A 21,828-nucleotide genomic window follows, 5' to 3' on the forward strand; every position below is an offset into this window, starting at 1 on the left:
GCTGCGGCGCCGCGGGCCCGGGCCTTCCACCCGGCGGAGCGGCGCAGTAGGGTCCCGCCGCGCGGGATGCCGGGCCGCTTCGCCCGGCGATCGCGCCAGGGAGGATTTCATGGTCTTTGAAATTGCGCAGCTCACCATCAAGGACGGCGAGGACGCCGCGTTCGAGGCCGGCGCCAAGAAGGCGGTGCCGCTGTTCCAGCGCGCCAAGGGCTGTCTCGGCATGCGCGTCGAGCGCTCGATCGAGCATCCGCAGAATTACACGCTGATCGTGGAATGGGAGACGGTCGAGGACCACATGGTCCATTTCCGCAATTCGGCGGATTTCCAGGAATGGCGCGCGCTGGTCGGCGGCACCTTCGCCGCCCCGCCGCAGGTGCATCATACGACCGTCGCGCTGGACGGCTTCTGACCCTGCGGGGTCCCGCGGGCCGTGCCGGAGGGGCGGCCCGCGGGCTCAGACCGCCGCGTCTCAGCGCGTGGGGACGGGTTTCTCGCCGCGATAATCGTAGAAGCCGCGCTGGGTCTTCCGGCCGAGCCACCCGGCCTCGACATATTTCACCAGAAGCGGGCAGGGGCGGTATTTGCTGTCCGCCAGCCCCTCGTGCAGCACCTGCATGATGGCGAGGCAGGTGTCGAGGCCGATGAAATCGGCGAGCTGGAGCGGCCCCATCGGATGGTTGGCGCCGAGCTTCATCGCCCGGTCGATCGCATCCACCGAGCCGACGCCCTCATAAAGGGTGTAGATCGCCTCGTTGATCATCGGCAGCAGGATGCGGTTGACGATGAAGGCGGGAAAATCCTCCGCCACCGCATAGGTCTTGTTCAGCCGGGTGACGAACTTCTTGGACAGTTCGAACGTGTCGTCGTCGGTGGCGATGCCGCGCACCAGCTCCACCAGCTCCATGAGCGGCACCGGATTCATGAAATGAATGCCGATGAAGCGCTCGGGCCGGTCGGTCGACGCGGCGAGGCGGGTGATGGAAATCGACGAGGTGTTGCTGGCGAGCAGCGCGTCCGGACGCAGAGCGGCGCACAGATCGGAGAAGATCTTGCGCTTCACCTCCTCGCGCTCGGTCGCCGATTCGATCACGAGGTCGCATTCGGCGAGGCCGTCGATGGTCGTCACGCCCGAGATCCGGGCGAGCGCCTGCTGCCGGTCCTCCTCGGTGACGGTGCCCTTCGCCACCTGCTTCGCCATATTGCCGTTGATGGTCGCGAGCCCGGAACGGACGCGGTCCGGATCGGCATCGTTGAGCATCACGTCATAGCCGGCCAAAGCGCAGACATGGGCGATGCCGTTGCCCATCTGACCGGCCCCGATCACCCCGACCTTCTTGATCTCGAGCGGCATGATGCTCTCGTCTTTCGCCTGCTTGAGGGCTCGCGGTGCCGTCAGCCCTTGACCTTGGCGATTTCCGCCTGGAACTCCGGCACCACCGAGAACAGATCGCCCACCAGGCCGTAATCGGCAACCTGGAAAATCGGCGCCTCCTCGTCCTTGTTGATGGCGACGATGACCTTGGAATCCTTCATGCCGGCGAGATGCTGGATGGCGCCGGAAATGCCCACGGCGACATACAGCTCGGGCGCCACGACCTTGCCGGTCTGGCCGACCTGGAGGTCGTTCGGCGCATAGCCGGCATCCACCGCGGCGCGCGAGGCGCCGACCGCCGCGCCCAGCGCGTCGGCGAGCGGCTCGATCACCTCGCTGAACTTCTCCTTCGACTGCAGCGCGCGGCCACCCGAGACGATGATCCGCGCTGCGGTCAGTTCCGGCCGGGTGGAGGCCGAGAGCGCCTCCTCGACGAAGGCGGAGACGCCGGGATCCTCGCCGGCCGAAGCCGGCTCCACGGGCGCCGATCCACCCTCGCCGGTCGCGGCGAAGGAGGCGGTGCGCACCGTGATCACCTTCTTGGCCTCGGCGCTCTGCACCGTCTGGATCGCATTGCCGGCATAGATCGGCCGCTCGAACGTGTCGGGCGAGACCACTTTGACGATGTCGGAAATCTGCATCACGTCGAGCAGCGCGGCGACCCGCGGCAAAACGTTCTTCACCATCGCCGTGGAGGGGCCGACGATCGCGTCATAGCCGCCGGCAAGGCCGACGATCAGGGCGGCGAGCGGCTCGGCGAGGCGGTTGGCATAAATCGGGCCGTCGGCCAGCAGCACCTTTTCCACGCCCGAGAGCTTGGCGGCCGCATCGGCGACGGCGGCGGCATCGGCGCCCGCGACCAGCACATGCACCGGCGCGCCCAAGGCGGCGGCGGCGGTCAGGGCCTTGGCGGTGACGCCGTTGAGGGTCTTGTTGTCGTGTTCGGCGATCAGCAGCGTCGTCATCAGATCACCCCAGCCTCGTCCTTCAGCTTCGCCACCAGCTCGGCGGGCGAGCTGACCTTCACGCCCGCCGTGCGGCCGGACGGTTCGGACGTCTTCAGCACCTTCAGGCGCGGCGTCACGTCCACCCCGTAGCTGTCGGGGGATTTTTCGTCGATCGGCTTCTTCTTCGCCTTCATGATGTTCGGCAGCGACGCGTAGCGCGGCTCGTTGAGGCGCAAATCGGTCGTGACGATGGCGGGCAAAGTGAGCTTCACGGTCTGCGCCCCGCCATCGATCTCGCGGGTCACCAGCGCGGCGTCCGCCTCGAGCACGACCTTGGAGGCGAAGGTGCCCTGGCCCCAGCCGAGCAGCGCCGCCAGCATCTGGCCGGTCTGGTTGGCGTCGTCGTCGATCGCCTGCTTGCCGAGGATGACGAGATCGGGCTTTTCGTCACCGACCACGCCCTTCAGAATTTTCGCGACCGCGAGCGGCTCGGTCCCGGCCTCGGTCTTCACCAGGATCCCCCGGTCGGCGCCCATCGCGAGGGCGGTGCGCAGCGTCTCGGACGCCTGGGCGGGGCCGATCGACACAACGACCACTTCGGTCGCCTTGCCGGCCTCCTTGAGCCGCAGCGCCTCTTCGACGGCGATCTCGTCGAACGGGTTCATCGACATCTTGACGTTGGCGAGTTCGACGCCCGACCCGTCGCTCTTCACCCGCACCTTGACGTTATAGTCGACGACTCGTTTGACGGGGACGAGGATCTTCATGCGGGCGCGCTCCCCTGGACCGGCTCTCTGGCGACAAGGCTTCGAACAAGGCTCCGGGAAGGACTCCCGAAGCGCGTTTGCCGCGGCGGAACCCGCAGCGCAGCAAACCTTGGGGGCGGCACCCTAGGAGTGCCCCCCGACCCTGTCAACGCCGAAGCCGACGCCCGATCCCGCCGGCCGGCGGGGACCGCTCACCGCTCCCGGAACGAGTGGGTCAGTGCGTCGGTCAGCGGCCGGGTGAGGTAGGACATGACGCTGCGCTCGCCGGTGTTGAACACGACTTCGGCAGGCATTCCGGGCCGCAGCCGCACCTTCATGTCGTCGGGAATGTCGGTCTGGCTCACCGCCACGACCGCCTGATAATAAGGCTGGTGCGTGGTCTCGTCGATGAGGCGGTCGGGGGAGATGGTGCGCAATTCGCCGAGGATCAGCGGCGTGGTGCGCGAATGGAACGCGGGAAAGCGCACCTCGACGCTCTGGACGCCATTGTGCAGCCGGTCGATGTCGGTGGTCGGCACCTGCGCGTCGACGATCAGTTCCGCGTTCTGCGGCACGATTTCGAGCAAGGTGTCGCCGGGCCGCACCACGGCGCCCACGGTGTAGATCTTGGGATTGATGTTCTGGACCACGCCGGCCCGTGGGGCGCGAATGTCGATGCGCTTCAGCACATTCTCGGAAATGTTCAGCTTTTCCTTCAGGTCGCTGATTTTCTGCCGGGTCTCGACGATGAGCTGCGCGACCTCTTCCTGCTGCTTCTGGGTGAGCTGCTGAATCTGCATGCGCATTTCGCCGATGGTCGCCTGCGCCTTCGCACCGTCGGCGATGTTGCGGCCGACCACGCCTTCGAGGCGTGCCTTCTCACGCTGGAGCTGGGCGAGGCGGGGCTTGGAGACGAGACCGCGGTCGCTCAGCTTCTGGATGCCCTGCAGCTCGTCCTCGATGAAATAGAGCTGCCGGTCGACCGAGGCGCGCTCGCGGCTGAGGCCGTCGATCTCGGTTTCGGCCTGCTCGATTCGGTTCTTCAGGATGCCGACCTGGCCATCCAGCGAGGCCTTGCGGTCCCGGAACTGCGCCTGCTGGTCGGAGATCGCCGCGCGCACCACGGGGTCGACGCTGCGCGCCATGAGACCCGCCGGAAAGACCACCGTGTCGGCCATCGCCCGCTCGGCCTCGAGCCGGGCCTCCTGGGCGAGCTGGACGTCGAGCTGAGCCCGCACGGAATCGAAATTGGCGAGCGAACTCGTCGGATCGAGCCGGAACAAGACCTGCCCCTCCGAGACCTGCTGGCCGTCGCGCACCAGGATCTCGGCGACGATGCCGCCTTCCAGATGCTGCACCACCTGGCGCCGGCTCTCCACCGATACCACGCCGGTCGCGATCACTGCGCTGTCGATCGAGGCGAGCGCCGCCCAGCCGCCGAACACGCCGAAAGTGAGGACGATGAGCCCGTAGCCCAAAGTCGCGACGCGGCGAAAATCGGCGTTGGGGACCGGCGCCGGAAGGCCGGAGGCGGGATCGGCGATCGCCGCTTCGCCGGGCGCGGCCGGGAGCAGCGCATCCTTCAGGCCCACGAGCCGCTGGCGCGCCGCCTGGACGAGCGGCCCGGCGGAGTGCGGCACCCGATCGGCGAGCGCGCCCTTCAGATCGGCGAGACGCTGCACCGGGGTTCTGGTTGGCTGGCTCATGTCACGCCTCCACCGTCGCGCCTTCGGGCCGGCCCGCGACGCGCGCGGGCCCGCCGCCTTCGGGTTTCACCAGACGCGGCCCCAGCACCTTGGCCAGCACCTCGTCCCGCGGCCCGAAGCCGTGGACGGTGCCCTCGTTGAGCAGCAGGATCATGTCGCACAGGCCGAGGCTGTTGGTCTTGTGCGTCACCAGGATGACGGTCGAGCCGGCCTTCTTGAGCGCCAGCACGGCGGCGCCGAGCGCCTGCTCGCCGGCCGCGTCCAGGCTGGCATTCGGCTCGTCGAGCACGATCAGCTTCGGCTTGGCGTAGATCGCCCGCGCCAGGGCGACCCGCTGGCGCTGGCCGCCGGACAGCGAGGCGCCGGCCTCGCCGATATCGGTGTTGTAGCCCTGCGGCAGGCGCTGGATCATTTCGTGGACGCCCGCCATCTGGGCCGCCTCGACGATCGCCGCCTCGTCCCGCTCGCCGAAGCGGGCGATATTGTCGGCGATCGTGCCGGCGAACAATTCGACGTCCTGCGGCAGATAGCCGAGCGAGCGGCCGAGCTGCTCGGGATCCCAATGCGAGAGTTCCGACCCGTCGAGCCGCACCGCACCCGCGCTCGGCGGCCAGACGCCGACCAGAACGCGGGCGAGGCTCGATTTCCCGGCCGCGCTCGGGCCGATCACGCCGAGCGTGGTGCCCGGCGGCACCGCGAACGACACGCCGCGCAGCACCGGAACGTCGCGCCCCGGCGCGTGGACGACGAGATTTTCGACCGAGAGGGCGCCGGCGGGATCCGGCAGGCGCATGCGGGGGGCGGGCGCCGGCGTCATGCGCATCAGCTCCTGCACCCGGCGATAGGCCGAGCGGGCCGAGACGATGCCCTTCCAATTGCCGATCGCGGTCTCGATCGGCTGGATGCAGCGGCCGACCACGATCGACGCCGCGATCATCATGCCCGGCGTGATCTCGCGCTCGATCGCGAGATAGGCGCCGACGCCGAGGATCACGCTCTGCATGAAGACGCGGTTGAACTTGGTGGCGGACACCAGGAAGGCCGCCCGGTCGGCGGCGAGCCCCTGCCAGCCGAGCGCGGCGCCGCGATGCTGGCCCCAGCGCTGGCGGAGCTGGCGCACCATGCCCATGGCCTGCAGCACCTCGGCATTGCGGAAGGTGGTCACGGCATGGTTGTTGGCGCTGATGTTCGCCTTGGTGGCGCGGTCGAGGATCGCCCGCGTGGCGCGGTCATTGGCATAAGCCAGCACGCCGGAAATCACGCAGCTCAGCACCGCCAGGATGCCGTAGACCGGGTGCAGCAGGGTCGCGAAGATGATGTAGATCGGCACCCAGGGCACGTCGCAGCAGGAGATCAGCCCCGGTCCGGCGAAGAAGTCGCGCACCGTGTCGACGTCGCGCAGTGCCTGGACATGGCTCGGCGAGGGCCGCCGCAGGGAGGCGCGCTGCACCGCATCGAAGGCGTGCTCCTTGATGCTGTCGTCGAACTTCACGCCGGCACGCACCAGGAGTTGGGTGCGGAACGCCTCCAGCGCCGAGGCCACCATGTAGAGAATGGCCACGATCAAGGTCAGCAGGACCAGGGTCTGAATGCTCCGGCTGGACAGCACCCGGTCATAGACCTGCATCATGTAGATCGAGCCGGTCAGGCCCAGAATATTGATGAAGAACGAGAAGGCGATGACCGTCCACATCGCCGGCTTGACCGCCCGGACGGCGAGGTCGAGGGGCGTGGGCGGCAGCGCGCCGTGGATCTGCGAAGCCGCGATCGGCTGTGTCATGGTCATTCCGCCCCCGAGGCCGCCCCCCGCGAGGCGTCGGTCTTCCTTCGGTCCCTCGCTTGTCGCCGCAAACCGGCCGACGTGCAAGTGTTGCACCGCCCACCTTCGGCGGGGATGCCGAATACTCCGTGAAGACGGCACGAATCTCGCCTGTGCCGGCACGCAACACCCCCCGCCCCTCTGCGACTTTTGCGCGATCTTAAGCGCGGTCACACGCCGTTCGGGCGTCGCAAGGGCCTTCGCACCTGCGAAAAACATTCTAGACTGGAAGTGTCTTTGGCGATCGGGGAGAGCGGCCCATGTCGAGCGCGGTCTGGGCGGCGGTCGAGCCGGCGGAAGAATCGAGCGAGAAGGATCGGCCGCTGCGGGACGACATCCGCCGCCTCGGCCGGCTGCTCGGCGACACCGTCCGCGCCCAGGAGGGCGAGGCGGTCTACCATCTGGTGGAGATCATTCGCCGCACCTCGATCCGCTTCCACCGCGACGCCGATGAGGGGGCGCGGCACGAGCTCGAAACCATACTCGGCGAATTGTCGCCGGACGTGGCGGTGCAGATCGTCCGCGCCTTCAGCTATTTCTCGCACCTCGCCAATATCGCCGAGGACGTGCACCACACGCGCCGCAACCGGGCCCACGAGATCGCCGGCTCGGCGCCGCGCCGCGGCACCGTGGCCGACGCTTTCGCCCGCGCCGCCGACGCCCGGCTGCCCGCATCGCAGCTGCGCGACTTTTTCGCCGGGGCGCTGATCAGCCCGGTTCTCACCGCCCATCCCACCGAAGTGCGCCGCAAGAGCACGCTGAACCGCGAGATGGAGATCGCCGAACTCCTCGACCGCGCCGAACGGATCCGGGCGACGCCCCGCGAGGCGCAGGCGCAGGACGCGCAATTGCGCCGCGCCATCCTCACGCTCTGGCAGACCGCACTGCTGCGCCGGATCAAGCTGACCGTGATGGACGAGGTGACGAACGGCCTGTCCTATTACGACTACACCTTCCTGGAGGAAGTCCCCCGCCTGCTCTGCGCCGTCGAGGACAAGCTCGCGGCGCTGGACGGCGGGGAGACGGCCGAGCTTCCCTCCTTCCTGCGCATCGGGTCCTGGATCGGCGGCGACCGCGACGGCAATCCCTTCGTCACGGCCGATATCCTCGGCAAGACGGTCGAAATGCACCGCGAGCGGGCGATGCGCTTCTACCGCGAACAGACGGCCGCCCTCGCCGCCGAACTGTCCCTCGCCGGCCGGCTGGTCACGGTGTCCGACGGCGTGAAGGCGCTGATGGCGACATCGCCGGATCAGAGCATGATCCTGCGCGAGGAGCCCTACCGGCTGGCTCTCTCCGTGGTGACGACGCGGCTCGATCGGACCGCCGCCGCGCTGCGCGGCGAGGCCGGTCCGATCCCGGACGGTCTCGGCCCCTACCCCTCCGCCGCCGCCTTCAAGGCCGATCTCGACCTCATCGCGCGCTCGCTCGAGGCGCACGGCTCGCGCGTCCTCGCCCATGGCCGGCTGCGCCAGTTGCGGCGCGCCGCGGGCTGTTTCGGCTTCCATCTCGCCGCGGTGGACCTGCGGCAGAATTCCGAGGTGCATGCGCGCACCGTCGCCGAACTGTTCGAGGCGGTGGCGCCGGGCACCGCTTATGAGACCCTGGAGGAAGAGGCGCGGATCGCGCTCCTGACCGAGGAACTCGCGACCGCCCGGCCGCTCGCCTCCCCCTTCGTCGCTTATTCCGAGGAGACGCGCGACGAACTCGCAATCTTCGCCGCCGCCGCCCGGGCCCATGCGGCGCTCGGCGAAGCGGTGATCCCGAACTGCATCATCTCCAAGGCCGAGGGCGTCTCGGACATGCTGGAGGCGGCGCTGCTGCTGAAGGAGGCCGGGCTGGTGCGGCGCGGGGCCGCCGCGCTCAACATCGTGCCGCTGTTCGAGACCATCGAGGATCTGCGGGCCTGCGGTCCCGTCATGGACCGGCTGTTCGAGATCCCGGCCTACCGCGCGCTGGTGGACAGCCGCGGCGGCGTCCAGGAGGTCATGCTCGGCTATTCCGACAGCAACAAGGACGGCGGCTTCGTCACATCCGGCTGGGAGCTGTACAAAGCCGAGATCGGCCTCGTGGAGGTGTTCCGGCGCCATGGCGTGACGCTGCGCCTGTTCCATGGCCGCGGCGGCTCGGTCGGGCGCGGCGGGGGACCGAGCTTCGACGCCATCCTCGCCCAGCCCGGCGGCGCCGTGAACGGCCAGATCCGCGTCACCGAACAGGGCGAGATCATCTCGTCCAAATATTCCAATCCCGAGGTCGGGCGGCGCAATCTCGAAATCCTGGTGTCAGCGACCCTCGAAGCGACCCTGCTTCAGCCCGGCGAGACCGTGCCGCGCGCCGATTTTCTCGGCGCGATGGAGGCCCTGTCGCAATCCGCCTTCGCGGCCTATCGCGGGCTCGTCTACGAGACGCCCGGCTTCGAGGACTATTTCTGGGGCTCGACGGTGATTTCGGAGATCGCGACGCTGAATATCGGCTCGCGCCCGGCCTCGCGGAAGAAGACCCGCGCGATCACCGCGCTGCGCGCCATTCCCTGGGTGTTCTCCTGGGCGCAGTGCCGGCTGATGCTGCCGGCCTGGTACGGCTTCGGCACCGCGGTCGACGCCTTTCTCGCCGACCGGCCGGGCGGGATGGCGGAACTCAAGGCGATGTACCGCGACTGGCCGTTCTTCCGCACCCTCCTGTCCAACATGGACATGGTGCTCTCGAAAAGCTCGCTGGCGGTGGCGTCGCGCTATGCCGAGCTGGTGGAGGACGCCGATCTGCGCACGCGCATCTTCTCGCGCATCACGCAGGAATACGAGACCTCGGTCGCTCGCCTGCTCGAAATCATGGGCCAGACCCGGCTGCTTGAGGGCAATGCCCTGCTCGACCGCTCGATCCGCAACCGCTTTCCCTATCTCGATCCGCTCAACCACGTGCAGATCGAGCTTTTGAAGGCGCACCGCGCGAACCAGGCCGCCGGCACCCCGCGGCCCGACCTCGACGACAAGGTGCTGCACGGCATCCAGCTCACGATCAACGGCATTTCGGCCGGCCTGCGCAACAGTGGGTGAGCCGTCGGCCCACCCGCCTCGGCGCGGTCCGCAGCCCCGGGGGCAAGCGAGACGATCCGCGCCTTGCCTCGCCGGGCGCGATCTTCTATGACGCCCCCTTAACGGCCCCGGACCAAACCGGGGCTTTGCTTTGTTCGCGCGGCGTCGCCCCCGAGGGGAAGACGCGCCGCGCCCGACGGAGGACCCCGCGGTGGCCAACGTGGTCGTGGTCGGCTCGCAATGGGGCGACGAAGGCAAGGGCAAGATCGTCGACTGGCTGTCGGAGCAAGCCGACGTGGTCGTGCGATTCCAGGGCGGCCACAATGCCGGCCATACCCTGGTCGTGAACGGCGCCGTCTATAAACTCTCTTTGCTGCCGTCCGGCGTGGTGCGGCCGGGCAAGCTTTCGGTCATCGGCAATGGCGTGGTCCTGGACCCGCAGGCGCTCGTGGACGAGCTGGACCGGCTCGCCAAACAGGGCGTGGTGGTGGGACCGGAGCGCCTGCGCATCGCCGAGACCACCCCGCTCATCCTGCCGGTACACCGCGAACTGGACGCTCTGCGCGAGAATGCGGCGAGCCCGGAGACCCGCATCGGCACGACGCGGCGCGGCATCGGCCCCGCCTATGAGGACAAGGTCGGCCGCCGTGCCATCCGGCTGGTGGACCTTTCCGACATGTCCACTTTGCCCGCCAAGGTGGAGCGCCTGCTCACCCACCACAATCTGTTGCGGCGCGGCCTCGGCCTGCCCGAGGTCGACCCCGCGGCGCTGATCGCGGAGCTGGAAGCCCTGGCGCCCAAGGTCCTGCCCTTCATGGACCGGGTGTGGGAGCTGCTGGACACCGCCCGGCGCGCCGGCAAGCGCATCCTGTTCGAGGGCGCGCAGGGCTCGCTGCTCGACATCGACCACGGCACCTATCCCTATGTGACCTCCTCCAACACGGTGGCGGCGGCCGCGGCGAGCGGATCGGGCGTCGGTCCCGGGGCGCTCGATTACGTGCTGGGCATCACCAAGGCCTATACGACCCGCGTCGGCGAAGGCCCCTTCCCCACCGAACTGACCGATGCGGTCGGACAGACGCTCGGCACGGTCGGCCGCGAGTTCGGCGTCGTGACGGGCCGTCCGCGCCGCTGCGGCTGGTTCGATGCGGTCCTGGTGCGCCAGACCGTGAAGACCTGCGGCATTCACGGCATCGCCCTCACCAAGCTCGACGTGCTGGACGGGTTCGACGAGGTGAAGGTGTGCGTCGGCTACCGGCTCGACGGGCGGGTCATCGATTATCTCCCGGCCGAGGGCGGCGCCCAGACGCGCGTGGAGCCGATCTACGAGACCATTCCCGGCTGGCGCGAATCCACCGCCGGGGCGCGCTCGTGGGCCGATCTTCCGGCCGGGGCGGTGAAATATGTCCGCTGGGTCGAGGAACTCATCGGCTGCCCCGTGGCGATTCTCTCGACGAGCCCGGAACGGGACGACACGATTCTCGTGCAAAATCCGTTTCAGGCTTAACCAAGGCTTTTCCATTTCGGATTCACCCTCGCTCGATGGCTGATTATTACCCGCTCCTGGTCCGTGCGATCGCCGGCCTCCCCCAGAATACGGGCGAGACGCGCCGGGTCGTGTTCGACCGGGCGCGGGCCGCGCTCCTGAAGCAATTGCGCGGCGTCGAGCCGCCTTTGCCGGAGGGCGAGATCGCCCGCGAGCGGCAGTCGCTCGAAGACGCGATCCATCGGATCGAGGCGGACTATGTCCCCGCCGAACAGCCGCCGGATTCGGACCAGCCGGCGGCCGAGGACCCATCGCCCCTGCCCGAGCCCGCGGCGCCGGACGTGACGCCGGCGGCCCCGCCGCCGGTCGGCCCTGCGGAGGCGTCGCCGCCGGATGCGATTGCCGAGCGCGATGTCGCCGTGCCCGAAGCGAAAGCGCCCGAGGCCGCCGAGCGGGACAGCATCGCCGACCACGAGACGCCCAGCCACCAGAAGGCCAACGAGGACCTCGAGGACGCGGCCGACGCCGCGACGGAGACCCCGTCGGATCAGCGCCCGACCCTCGGCCGCGGCAAGGCCGGAGGGCGCGGCGAGCGGCCGCGCGTTCCCGGCGAGCGGGACGTCCGCGCCCCGGCCTGGCGGCGCGCCGTGCTGCCGCTCCTTCTCCTCGCCGTTCTGGTCGCCGGCGGCGCCTATGCGGTGATGAACCGCGAAGCTTTGTTCGGCGAGGCCGGCCGCGAGAGCGCGAGCGCGCCCGCGCAGCCCGCCGCGCCCGAACCCGCCAAGACCGCAGAACAGCCCAAGAGCGCCGACCGCGTGGCGCAGGCCGATGGCAGCGACGTCCGGCGCGCCCCCACGGCCACGCCGCGCGCCGCCGCGACGACGCAGCGCGCCTTCCTGTTCGAAGAAGCGGCGGGCGGAGCCCAGGGCCTCCAGACCTACGAAGGCTCGGTGAGCTGGAAGACCGAGACCTTCGCCGCCGGTCCCGGCCTGCCGCCGGACGTCGGCATCCGCGCCGACATCCAGGTTCCCGGCCGGCTCTCGGCGACCTTCACCTTGCGGCGCAACACCGATCCGGCGCTGCCCGCCTCGCACACGATCGAGATCAGCTTCAACCTGCCGCAGGATTTCGCCTATGGCGGCATCAACAATGTCCCCGGCATCCGCATGAAGCAGACCGAGAGCGCCCAGGGGGCGCCGCTCGCCGGCCTCTCGGTGCGCGTCAGCCCGACCTATTTCCTGGTCGGCCTGTCGGCGGTGCCGGCCGACCGCGAGCGCAATCTGATGCTGCTCCAGGCCCGTCCCTGGATCGACGTGCCGCTGGTCTATACCAACAACAAGCGCGCCATCATCGCGTTCGAAAAGGGGCCGCAGGGCGAGCAGGTGTTCCGCGACGCCTTTGCCGCCTGGGGCGAATTGCTGCCGGCGGAGCCCCCGCCGATGGTGCCCGCGCCGGGCGGCGGCTGATCGCAATCCGAATCCGGACCCTTCCGCGGCCGTGCGCGCGCCCGCTCAGCCGCGGCGTGGCCGCAACGCTTTCAGCGCATAGATCGCCTCCAGCGCCGCGCGCGGCGTGAGGGCGTCGGGATCGATCGCATCGAGGGCGGCGGCGAGCGCGTCGTCCGCAGGCGCGGCCTCGGGCGGCGGCCGGCGGGCGGCGGCGAACAGCGGCAGTTCGTCGATCAGGCGCTGCGCCGGGGCGGCGCGCTCCGCCGCCTCGAGTTCCGCCAGAACCGCCTTGGCGCGCGCGATCACCGCCGGCGGCAGGCCGGCGAGCCGCGCCACCTGGATGCCGTAGGACCGATCCGCCGCGCCCGGAACGACCTCGTGCAGGAACACCACGTCGCCCTGCCATTCCGCCACCTTCACGGTGGCGTTGGCGAGACGCGCGCAGCGTTGCGACAGCGCTGTCAGTTCGTGGAAATGGGTCGCGAACAGCGCGCGGCAGCGGTTGATCTCGTGCAGATGTTCGAGGCTCGCCCACGCGATCGACATGCCGTCGAAGGTCGCGGTGCCGCGGCCGATCTCGTCCAGGATGACGAGGGAGCGGCGGGTCGCCTGGTTCAAGATGGCCGCGGTCTCGACCATCTCCACCATGAAGGTCGAGCGGCCGCGCGCCAGATCGTCGGCCGCGCCGACGCGGGAGAACAGCCGGTCGACCACGCCGAGCCGCGCCGACCGGGCCGGAACGAAGGCGCCCGCCTGGGCGAGCACCGCGATCAGGGCATTCTGGCGCAGGAAGGTGGATTTGCCCGCCATGTTGGGGCCGGTGACGAGCCAGATCTGTCCGCCCTCCGCGCCCTCGGGCGCCGACAGGTCGCAATCGTTCGGCACGAACCCGCCCTTGGCCTTGGCGAGCGCCTGCTCGACCACGGGATGGCGCCCGCCTTCGATCGCGAAATCGAGCGCGGCGGTCATGGTCGGGCGGACGTGGCGCTCGTCCACCGCGAGCCGGGCGAGGCCGGCATGCACGTCGAGCTCCGCCAGCGCCTCGGCGGCGGTGCGGATCGCGTCCGCCGCGGCGACCACCCGCTCGGCGAGGCGGTCGAAGATCGCCTGTTCCAGGGCCAGAGCGCGCTCGCCGGCCGAGGCGATGCGGCTCTCCAGCGCGGCGAGTTCCGGGCTGGTGAAGCGCACCGCGCCGGCCAGCGTCTGGCGGTGGGTGAAGGTGGCGAGATGCGGCGGCTCGCGCAGCCGGTCGGCATTCTGTGCCGTGACCTCGACGAAATAGCCGAGCACGGCATTGTGCCGGATCTTGAGGGTGCGCACCCCGGTCGCCTCGACATAGGTGCGTTCCAGTTCGGCGACCACGCGCCGGCTCTCGTCGCGCAGCGCCCGGGTGGCATCGAGGTCGGCATCATAGCCGGGGGCGATGAAGCCGCCGTCGCGCCGCAGATGCGGCGGCGCCTCGACCAGAGCGGCGCGCAAGTCGCGCGCGAGGCCCGGCTCGCAGCGTGCGAGGGCGGCGGCGCAGCGGGCGAGGTCGGCCGGCGGCGCCGCACGCAGCGCGTCCGCCAGAGCCAGGCCCTCCTCGAGCCCCTGACCGATGGCGAGGAGATCGCGCGGCCCGCCACGACCCAGCGAAAGCCGCGACAGCGCGCGGGCGAGGTCCGGCACGGCGGCGAGGCGGCGGCGCAGCGCGGCGGCGAGCGCGCCCTCCTCCACCAGATGCCCGACCGCGTCATGGCGCCCGCGGATCGCCGAAAGGTCGGTCAGCGGCTCGGCGAGGCGGCGCGCCAGGAGGCGCGCACCGGCCGAGGTCACGGTGCGGTCGACCGCCCCGAGCAGCGAGCCCCGGCGCTCGCCGGTCGTGGTGCGCACCAGTTCCAGATTGATCCGCGTCCCGGCATCGATCCGCAGCGTCGCATCGTCCGCGTCGCGCACCGGCGGGGCGAGCGCGGGCCGGGCGCCGAGCTGGGTGCGCTCGACATAAGCGACGATCGCGGCGGCGGCGATCAGCTCGGCCCGCCCGAAACTGCCGAACCCGTCCAGGGTGGCGACGCCGAAATACTGCGCCAGCCGGTGCTCGGCGCCCGCGCCTTCGAAGCTCTGGCGCGGCAGCGGCGTTATGGCCGGCAATTCGTCCCAGACCGGCCGCAGGTCGGCCTCTTCGAACAGCGCGTCCGACAGCAGCACCTCGGCCGGGTCGATGCGGGCGAGATCGGCGGCGAGCGCGGCCGCGCTCGAGGCGCAGACGCGGAACGTTCCGGTCGAGACGTCGGCGAAAGCGAGCCCATAGGCGAAGGCGTCCTCCCCCGCCCGCACCCGCGCCACCGCCAGCAGCACGTTCTCGCGCCGCGCATCGAGCAAGGCGTCCTCGGTCAGGGTGCCGGGGGTGACGAGGCGGGTGACGTCCCGGCGCACCACGCTCTTCGACCCGCGCTTGCGCGCCTCGGCGGGATCCTCGAGCTGTTCGCAGACCGCGACCCGGAAGCCGAGCGCGATCAGCTTGTGGAGATATTCCTCCGCCCGCGAGACCGGCACGCCGCACATCGGAATGTCGGCGCCGAGATGCTTGCCGCGCTTGGTGAGCACGATGCCGAGCGCCTGCGAGGCCTGCTCGGCATCCTCGAAGAACAATTCGTAGAAATCCCCCATCCGGTAGAACAGGAGGCAATCGGGATTGGCCGCCTTGATCTCGACGAACTGGGCCATCACGGGGGTGACGTGCCCGTCCTCGCGCCGGGCGGCGGACGCTTCGGGTGCGTCGTCGGGCGCGGGGCGCGGGGCCTCGGTCTCGGCGGGACAGGCATCGGCAACGGTCATCGCCGCACGCTAGTTTGCCCGACGGCGCCTGGGAAGCGCGCGCCCGGCAGCCATCCACGGTCCGCACTGGTTTCCCCCAGGCACGGCGCTCTTTCAGGGGCGAGGCGGACCATGTCCGCCCGAAACGCGAACGGCCCCCGAAGGGGCCGCCGCGCGGGTCGCTGTCGCGCCTCAGATGACGGCGCGCAGCAGCAGATAGAGGCCGCCCGAGAGCAGGATCGCCGCCGGAAGGGTGAGGATCCAGGCCATGGCCAGGTTGCGGATGGTCGACATCTGCAGCCCGGACCGGTTGGCCGCCATGGTGCCGGCGACGCCGGAGGACAGGACATGGGTGGTCGAGACCGGAAGGCCGTAATGGTCGGCCGCGAAGATGGTGCCCATCGCGACCAGTTCGGCGGCGCCGCCCTGGGCATAGGTGAGATGGGTCTTGCCGATCTTCTCGCCGACCGTGACCACGATGCGCTTCCAGCCGACCATGGTGCCGAGGCCGAGGGCGATCGCCACCGCCACCTTCACCCAGAGCGGGATGAATTTGGTGGCCTCGTCCAGCGAGCGCTCATAGGCAACGAGATTCTCGCGGGTCTGCGGATCGAAGGCCGGACGGCCCGACTTCACCATGATGCGGATGGTCTCGGATGCGAGATACATGTCGTTGCGCAGATTGGGCACGGCGACAGAGGGGACCTGCGCGAGGCTGGTCGTGGTGGCGACCGCAGCGCCGAGTTCGCGGGCGACCTGGGCGAGGGCCGGCACGGTGTCGGGGCGCACCTCATGGTCGCGGACATAGGTGGTGAGAATGGTGCGCGGATCCCCCGCGACGGGCGGCGTGCCGGGCGGCAGCGTGCCCGCCAGCGATTCGGCGGTCGCCAGGCTCAAGGCGCGGAAGGTCGCGACATCCTCCGGCGCCACGGCCCGGTTCAGGGCGTAGGCGGTCGGCACGATACCGATCAGGATCAGCATGATCAGGCCCATGCCTTTCTGCCCGTCATTCGATCCGTGGGCGAAGGAGACGCCGGTGCAGGTCAGAACGAGAAGACCACGGATCCACCACGGCGGCGCCTTGTGGGCCTTGGGCTCGCGATAGAGCGCCGGATTCTTCACCAGCGCCTTCAGCGAAAGCAGGAGCAACCCGGCGGCGATGAAGCCGACCACCGGTGAGAGCAGCAGCGAATAGCCGACATTGGCGGCCTGGCCCCAATCGACGCCGGACGTGCCGCTATGGCCCTGGACCAATTGATTGGCGATGCCGACACCGATGATCGAGCCGATCAAGGTGTGGGAGGACGAGGCGGGAAGGCCGAGATACCAGGTGCCGAGATTCCAGATGATCGCCGCGATCAGAAGCGAGAACACCATGGCCATGCCGGCGCCCGACCCGACATTGAGGATCAGTTCCACAGGCAGGAGCTGGATGATGCCGAAGGCCACCGCGCCGGAAGAGACCAGAACCCCGAGAAAGTTCCAGCAGCCCGACCAGACCACGGCGAAATGCGCCGGCAGCGAATTGGTGTAGATCACCGTCGCGACGGCGTTCGCCGTGTCGTGGAAGCCGTTCACGAACTCGAAGGCGAGCGCGATCAGAAGCGCGAGGATGAGCAGCAGAAACGGCAGAAGCGCCAGCGAGCCCGGTTCCGCCGCCTGCACGTCGGTCCAGATCGACCACACCACATAGGTCAGGCCGCCGACCAGCAGGGCGAAGAAGATGAAGACTTCGAGCATCCCGTTCTTGCGGTCCAGACCGGCATGCGAGCCCGATTTTCCGGACTTCCGGTGGTGAACCTGGCCCGGTACCGCGCCTGCCGTCTCGCTCATATCCGCCCCCCAGCGATCAAAGATAAGCTTGGATGCGCCATGTCGGTGACGCCCGCATGACGGTAGGGGGCTGAACGGACTTCACAAATCGCGCGGACACCGCTGCGAGAGCCGGCAAGGACTTCGCGGCGACGGTTCAGCCGGCGCCGAGCCGGCGGCAGAGATCGTCGAGCTGATCGAGATCGGAATAGCGGATCCGCAATTCGCCGGCCTCGCCTTTGGCCTGGAGCTGGACCGCCAGGCCGAGGGCATCCGACAGCCGCTTTTCCAGCGCCTTGGTGTCGGCGTCCTTCGGCGCGGCGAGCTTGCCCGCGAGGACGGCGCGGGTTTTTCCCAGCGCCTCGACGTCGCGGACGGTCAGGCCCTTTTCCAGGATCTGGCGGGCGAGCCGCTCGGGATCGTCATGGGCGAGGAGCGCCCGGGCGGCGCCCGCGCTCAGGCGTCCGTCGGCGAGATAGGCTTTGACCGCGTCCGGCAGCTTCAGCAGCCGCAGCGTATTGGCGATGTGCGGGCGACTCTTGCCGATCACCTTGGCGAGGTCGGACTGGCTGTACTCGAACTGCGCCATCAGCGCTTCGTAGCCCTGCGCCTCTTCCAAGGCGTTGAGATCGGCGCGCTGGACATTCTCGATGATGGCGATTTCCAGCGCCTCGCGGTCGCTGAGTTCGACCACGATCACCGGAACCTCGTGCAGGCCGGCGCGCTGGGCGGCACGCCAGCGGCGTTCGCCGGCGACGATCTCGAACCGGTCCGGCGCCATCGGACGGACCACGATGGGCTGGATGATGCCCTTTTCGCGGATCGAGGCGGCGAGTTCGTCGAGCCCCTCCTCGCGGAAGGTGCGGCGCGGATTGCGCGGGCTCGCCGCGACCTGGGCGATCGGCAGCCGGCGGTCGCCGCGCGCGCTCTTCTGCGGCGGCGCAGGCCGGCTGTCGTCCGGCCCCATGTCCCCGATCAGCGCCGCCAGGCCCCGCCCGAGCCGCGAACGGCCTTCCTCCGCCATGATGCCTTTTCCCTTTTTCCCGTTCACGCCCTTGCCGCCGATCTCAGGCCGCCACCGCGCGCGCCGCGCGCTCGCGCTGGATCACCTCCGAGGCGAGCCGCAGATAGGCTTGCGACCCGGCGCATTTCAGATCGTAGAGCAGCACCGGCTTGCCATAAGACGGCGCCTCCGAGACCCGGACATTCCTAGGGATGACGGTCTGATAGACCTTGTCGCCCATGAAGCTGCGGACATCCGCCATGACCTGGTCGGAGAGATTGTTGCGGTTGTCGTACATGGTCAGCACGATGCCGTGGATGGTCAGCTCCGGATTGAGCGCGGTGCGCACCTGTTCGACCGTCTTCAGCAATTGCGACAGGCCCTCGAGCGCGAAGAACTCGCATTGCAGCGGCACCACGATGGCATGGGCCGCCGCCATCGCATTGACCGTGATGAGCGAGAGCGAGGGCGGACAATCGATCAGGACATAGGTGATGCGCGGCGCCGCCGGGTCGGCGGCGAGCGCGGCGAGCGCGGTGCGCAGCCGGAAGGCGCGGTCGCGCTCGTGGGCGATTTCAAGCTCGAGGCCGGACAAATCGAGGGTCGAGGGGGCGACATACAGTCCGGGGACGCCGCTTTCCTGAATCGCCTCCGAAAGGCTCGCTTCGCCCGTCAGCACGTCATAGGTCGACACCGCCCGGCGCGCGCGGTCGATGCCGAGGCCGGTCGAGGCATTGCCCTGCGGATCGAGATCGATGACGAGCACGGTCTCGCCGATCGCCGCCAAAGCGGTCCCGAGATTGATCGCGGTCGTGGTCTTGCCGACCCCGCCCTTCTGGTTGGCGAGCGCAAGGATGCGTGGCGCGACGCCTTGGGAGGAGGCGGCGGAGATCAGAGGGTCGCTCATCGGGCGCGTGTCCGCATGTGGCTCATCGCGCCTTCGCCTCTTTCGAGGCGAGGGCCGCGGAGAAAGGGGCCGCTCTCGTCGCCCGGGCGACCCGCACGATCCGGCCGTCGGGATCGCTGAGGCTCGGGAGAAGATCGATGTCGAGTGTCCAGTCTTTGTGCGCTGCGGTCAATTCGGCCGCAAGATCCTTTCCTTTCGGAAACAATCCCATAGCCCCTGCCGCGAGGAACGGCGCGGCAAGATCGAGCAGCTTCGGCAGCGGGGCCAGCGCGCGGGCGGAGACGACCTCGGTTCCGGCGGCAAGCTCGCCCGCAACCTGTTCGATCCGTTGGGGATATACCCGCACGGGAAGCCCCGCACGGCGGGCCGCCTCGCGCAGAAAGGCGGCTTTGCGCGTGTCGCTTTCCACCAGAGCCACGCGCGACCCCGTGCGCTCGGCCAGACCGGCCGCGACGACGAGGCCGGGGAATCCGCCGCCCGACCCGAGATCGACCCAGGACAAGGCGCAGTCCGGGGCATGCCGGAGAAGTTGCAGGGAATCGGCGATATGGCGCGACCAAAGATGCGGAAGGCTCGCCGGCGCGACGAGATTTATCGTCTTCTGCCAATGGGTTAGAAGATCTGCGACAAGCTGGAGGCGGGCGAATGTTTCACGTGAAACCGCCGCCTCGACTGCTTGCATGGCTGCCCTGTCCGCCATTGACGCCCCTTGAACCGCCGGTGTCATCCCGTTGGCCGCCGCCGGATCCGGCACATCCACCCGGACACTCTGTTTCTACCCCACCATCCCCAATATTCACAGGAAGAAGACGGCACGGCACCGCGCACTTTATCCCGCCCCCGCCTCGCCCCGCGGTCTTTGCCGGCGCGCATGGGTGACGAGCAGAGCCAAAGCCGCCGGCGTCATCCCTTCCATCCGCCCCGCTTGCCCGACCGTACGCGGCCGGGTGCGGGCGAGACGCTGCTTCAGCTCGTTGGACAGGCCCGGCAGATCGCCGAAGGCGAGGTCGTCGGCGAGCACCAGATCCTCGTCGCGCCGCAGGGCCGCGATATCGGCGGCCTGCCGGTCGAGATAGACGGCATATTTGGCGTCGATCTCCAATTGCTGTGCGATAGCCGGCAAAATATCTCCCAGCTCCGGCCAGATCCGCGCCAGGACCGCCATGTCGATCTCCGGATAGGCCAGGAGGTCGAAGGCGGTGCGGCGCTGGCCGTCGCGGTTGAGGGCAAGCCCATAGGCGGCGGCGGCGTTCGGGGTGAGATTGAGCTCCTGCGTCAGCGCCCGGGCCGCGGCCAGCGCCGCGGCCTTCGCGCCGAAGGCGCGGGCACGCTCCCCGCCGACGAGACCCAGGGCGATGCCGCGCGGGGTCAGGCGCTGGTCGGCATTGTCGGCGCGCAGCGTCAGGCGATATTCGGCGCGTGAGGTGAACATGCGATAGGGCTCGGTGACCCCCCGCGTCACCAGATCGTCGACCATGACGCCGAGATAGCCCTCGGCCCGGTCGAAGACGACGCCCGCCCCGCCGCCGGCGGTACGGGCGGCATTCAGCCCGGCGAGAAGGCCTTGCGCCGCGGCCTCCTCATAACCGGTCGTGCCGTTGATCTGCCCGGCGAGGAACAGGCCGGGCGCCCGCTTCGCTTCGAGCGTCGGCCGCAATTCGCGTGGGTCGACATGGTCGTACTCGATCGCATAGCCCGGCCGCAGCACCTTCACCCTCTCGAGGCCGGGAATGGTGGCGAGCAGAAGATGCTGCACCTCCTCCGGCAGCGAGGTGGAAATCCCGTTGGGATAGACCGTCGGATCCTCGAGCCCTTCCGGCTCCAGGAAGATCTGGTGTCCTTCGCGGTCGCCGAACCGCACCACCTTGTCCTCGATCGAGGGGCAATAGCGCGGTCCGCTGCTTTCGATCCGGCCGGAATACATCGCGGAGCGGGCGAGATTGGCGCGGATGACGGCATGGGTCTCGGGCGTCGTGCGGGTGATGCCGCAGGCCACCTGCGGGTTGGGCAAAACAGTGGTGAGGGTGGAGAACGGCTCGGGATCGGCATCGCCCGGCTGCATTTCCAGCGCCGCCCAATCGATGGTGCGCCCATCGAGGCGCGGCGGCGTGCCGGTCTTCAAACGGCCGAGCGCGAGCCCGAGCCGCGCCAGCGCGCCCGACAGGCCGCGCGACGGGCGCTCGCCGAACCGCCCCGCCGGGATCTGCACTTCGCCCATATGAATCAGGCCGTTGAGGAAGGTGCCGGTGGTCAGCACCACGGCGCCGCAGGCGAAGGCCCGACCGTCTGCGAGGACGAGGCCGGCGATCCGCCCGTCCGCGACGACGAGATCGGCCGCCTCTCCCTCCAGGATGGCGAGGCCCGCCTGCTCGGCCAGGGCCGCCTGCATGGCGCGGGCATAGAGCGCGCGATCGGCCTGCGCCCGCGGCCCCCGCACCGCCGGACCCTTGCGCCGGTTGAGGAGACGGAACTGGATCCCGCCCTGGTCCGCGACCCGGCCCATCAGCCCGTCGAGTGCATCCACCTCGCGCACCAGATGGCCCTTGCCGAGCCCGCCGATCGCCGGATTGCACGACATGGCGCCGATCGCCGCCGGCTGCATGGTGACCAGGGCCGTCCGCGCGCCGAGCCGCGCCGCAGCGGCCGCCGCCTCGCACCCGGCATGCCCGCCGCCCACCACCATCACATCGAAAGTCCGGTCCATCGTCTCGCGCATCCGCTGCCTGTTCCCCTTTTCGAACGCCGTTTTCATGG

General features: G+C 69.5%; 15 protein-coding genes. 4 read left to right on the forward strand and 11 right to left on the reverse strand.

Annotation, left to right across the window (positions count from 1 at the left end; all coding sequences use genetic code 11):
* The first annotated feature begins 109 nt into the window (after positions 1–109).
* Positions 110–409, forward strand: coding sequence for an antibiotic biosynthesis monooxygenase family protein (locus EDC64_RS06475; RefSeq protein ID WP_132030460.1), 300 nt, complete (start codon positions 110–112; stop codon positions 407–409).
* Positions 410–469: 60 nt separating this feature from the next.
* Here EDC64_RS06475 and EDC64_RS06480 read toward each other — a convergent pair whose 3' ends face one another.
* The 5 genes from EDC64_RS06480 to EDC64_RS06500 all read right to left on the reverse strand — a co-directional run bounded on the left by EDC64_RS06480 (position 470) and on the right by EDC64_RS06500 (position 6,551).
* Positions 470–1,351, reverse strand: coding sequence for a 3-hydroxybutyryl-CoA dehydrogenase (locus EDC64_RS06480; protein WP_132030461.1), 882 nt, complete (start codon positions 1,349–1,351; stop codon positions 470–472).
* Positions 1,352–1,392: 41 nt separating this feature from the next.
* Positions 1,393–2,337, reverse strand: a complete 945-nt coding sequence (locus EDC64_RS06485; RefSeq protein ID WP_132030462.1) for an electron transfer flavoprotein subunit alpha/FixB family protein — start codon at positions 2,335–2,337, stop codon at positions 1,393–1,395.
* Positions 2,337–3,086, reverse strand: coding sequence for an electron transfer flavoprotein subunit beta/FixA family protein (locus EDC64_RS06490; RefSeq protein ID WP_132030463.1), 750 nt, complete (start codon positions 3,084–3,086; stop codon positions 2,337–2,339). The genes EDC64_RS06485 and EDC64_RS06490 overlap by 1 nt, the downstream gene beginning before the upstream one ends.
* Positions 3,087–3,277: 191 nt before the next feature.
* On the reverse strand, positions 3,278–4,771 hold the full coding sequence (locus EDC64_RS06495) for an HlyD family type I secretion periplasmic adaptor subunit (protein WP_132030464.1): 1,494 nt from the start codon (positions 4,769–4,771) through the stop codon (positions 3,278–3,280).
* Position 4,772: 1 nt separating this feature from the next.
* Positions 4,773–6,551 (reverse strand): type I secretion system permease/ATPase, encoded by a 1,779-nt coding sequence (locus EDC64_RS06500; RefSeq protein WP_132030465.1) that lies wholly within the window; start codon positions 6,549–6,551, stop codon positions 4,773–4,775.
* A gap of 299 nt (positions 6,552–6,850) precedes the next feature.
* On the opposite strand from EDC64_RS06500, the gene ppc reads away from it, so the two are divergent.
* The 3 genes from ppc (at position 6,851) to EDC64_RS06515 (ending at position 12,574) form a co-directional block, all read left to right on the forward strand.
* Positions 6,851–9,643: a phosphoenolpyruvate carboxylase gene (ppc, locus tag EDC64_RS06505; RefSeq protein ID WP_132030466.1), complete on the forward strand. Its 2,793-nt coding sequence runs from the start codon at positions 6,851–6,853 to the stop codon at positions 9,641–9,643.
* Between the two features lie 190 nt (positions 9,644–9,833).
* On the forward strand, positions 9,834–11,129 hold the full coding sequence (locus EDC64_RS06510; RefSeq protein ID WP_132030467.1) for an adenylosuccinate synthase: 1,296 nt from the start codon (positions 9,834–9,836) through the stop codon (positions 11,127–11,129).
* 35 nt (positions 11,130–11,164) lie between these two features.
* The gene (locus EDC64_RS06515; RefSeq protein WP_132030468.1) at positions 11,165–12,574 is read left to right on the forward strand and encodes a hypothetical protein; all 1,410 of its coding nucleotides are present in this window, start codon (positions 11,165–11,167) and stop codon (positions 12,572–12,574) included.
* A 45-nt stretch (positions 12,575–12,619) separates the two neighbouring features.
* Here EDC64_RS06515 and mutS read toward each other — a convergent pair whose 3' ends face one another.
* The 6 genes from mutS to mnmG form a co-directional block, all read right to left on the reverse strand.
* A complete protein-coding gene (mutS, locus tag EDC64_RS06520; RefSeq protein ID WP_132030469.1) occupies positions 12,620–15,373 on the reverse strand; it encodes a DNA mismatch repair protein MutS in 2,754 nt (917 codons plus the stop codon).
* A 171-nt stretch (positions 15,374–15,544) separates the two neighbouring features.
* Positions 15,545–17,092 (reverse strand): inorganic phosphate transporter, encoded by a 1,548-nt coding sequence (locus EDC64_RS06525; RefSeq protein WP_165933689.1) that lies wholly within the window; start codon positions 17,090–17,092, stop codon positions 15,545–15,547.
* A gap of 229 nt (positions 17,093–17,321) precedes the next feature.
* Positions 17,322–18,188: a ParB/RepB/Spo0J family partition protein gene (locus EDC64_RS06530; RefSeq protein ID WP_132030471.1), complete on the reverse strand. Its 867-nt coding sequence runs from the start codon at positions 18,186–18,188 to the stop codon at positions 17,322–17,324.
* Positions 18,189–18,231: 43 nt separating this feature from the next.
* Entirely contained in the window at positions 18,232–19,074 is an 843-nt protein-coding gene (locus EDC64_RS06535) for a ParA family protein (protein WP_132030472.1), read from the reverse strand.
* A 22-nt stretch (positions 19,075–19,096) separates the two neighbouring features.
* Positions 19,097–19,756 (reverse strand): 16S rRNA (guanine(527)-N(7))-methyltransferase RsmG, encoded by a 660-nt coding sequence (gene rsmG, locus EDC64_RS06540; RefSeq protein ID WP_245504568.1) that lies wholly within the window; start codon positions 19,754–19,756, stop codon positions 19,097–19,099.
* Between the two features lie 147 nt (positions 19,757–19,903).
* Positions 19,904–21,778: a tRNA uridine-5-carboxymethylaminomethyl(34) synthesis enzyme MnmG gene (gene mnmG, locus EDC64_RS06545; protein ID WP_132030474.1), complete on the reverse strand. Its 1,875-nt coding sequence runs from the start codon at positions 21,776–21,778 to the stop codon at positions 19,904–19,906.
* Positions 21,779–21,828 lie beyond the last annotated feature (50 nt).

The organism is Aquabacter spiritensis (genome assembly GCF_004346185.1).
In the GTDB taxonomy this organism is placed as follows: Bacteria; Pseudomonadota; Alphaproteobacteria; order Rhizobiales; family Xanthobacteraceae; genus Aquabacter; species Aquabacter spiritensis.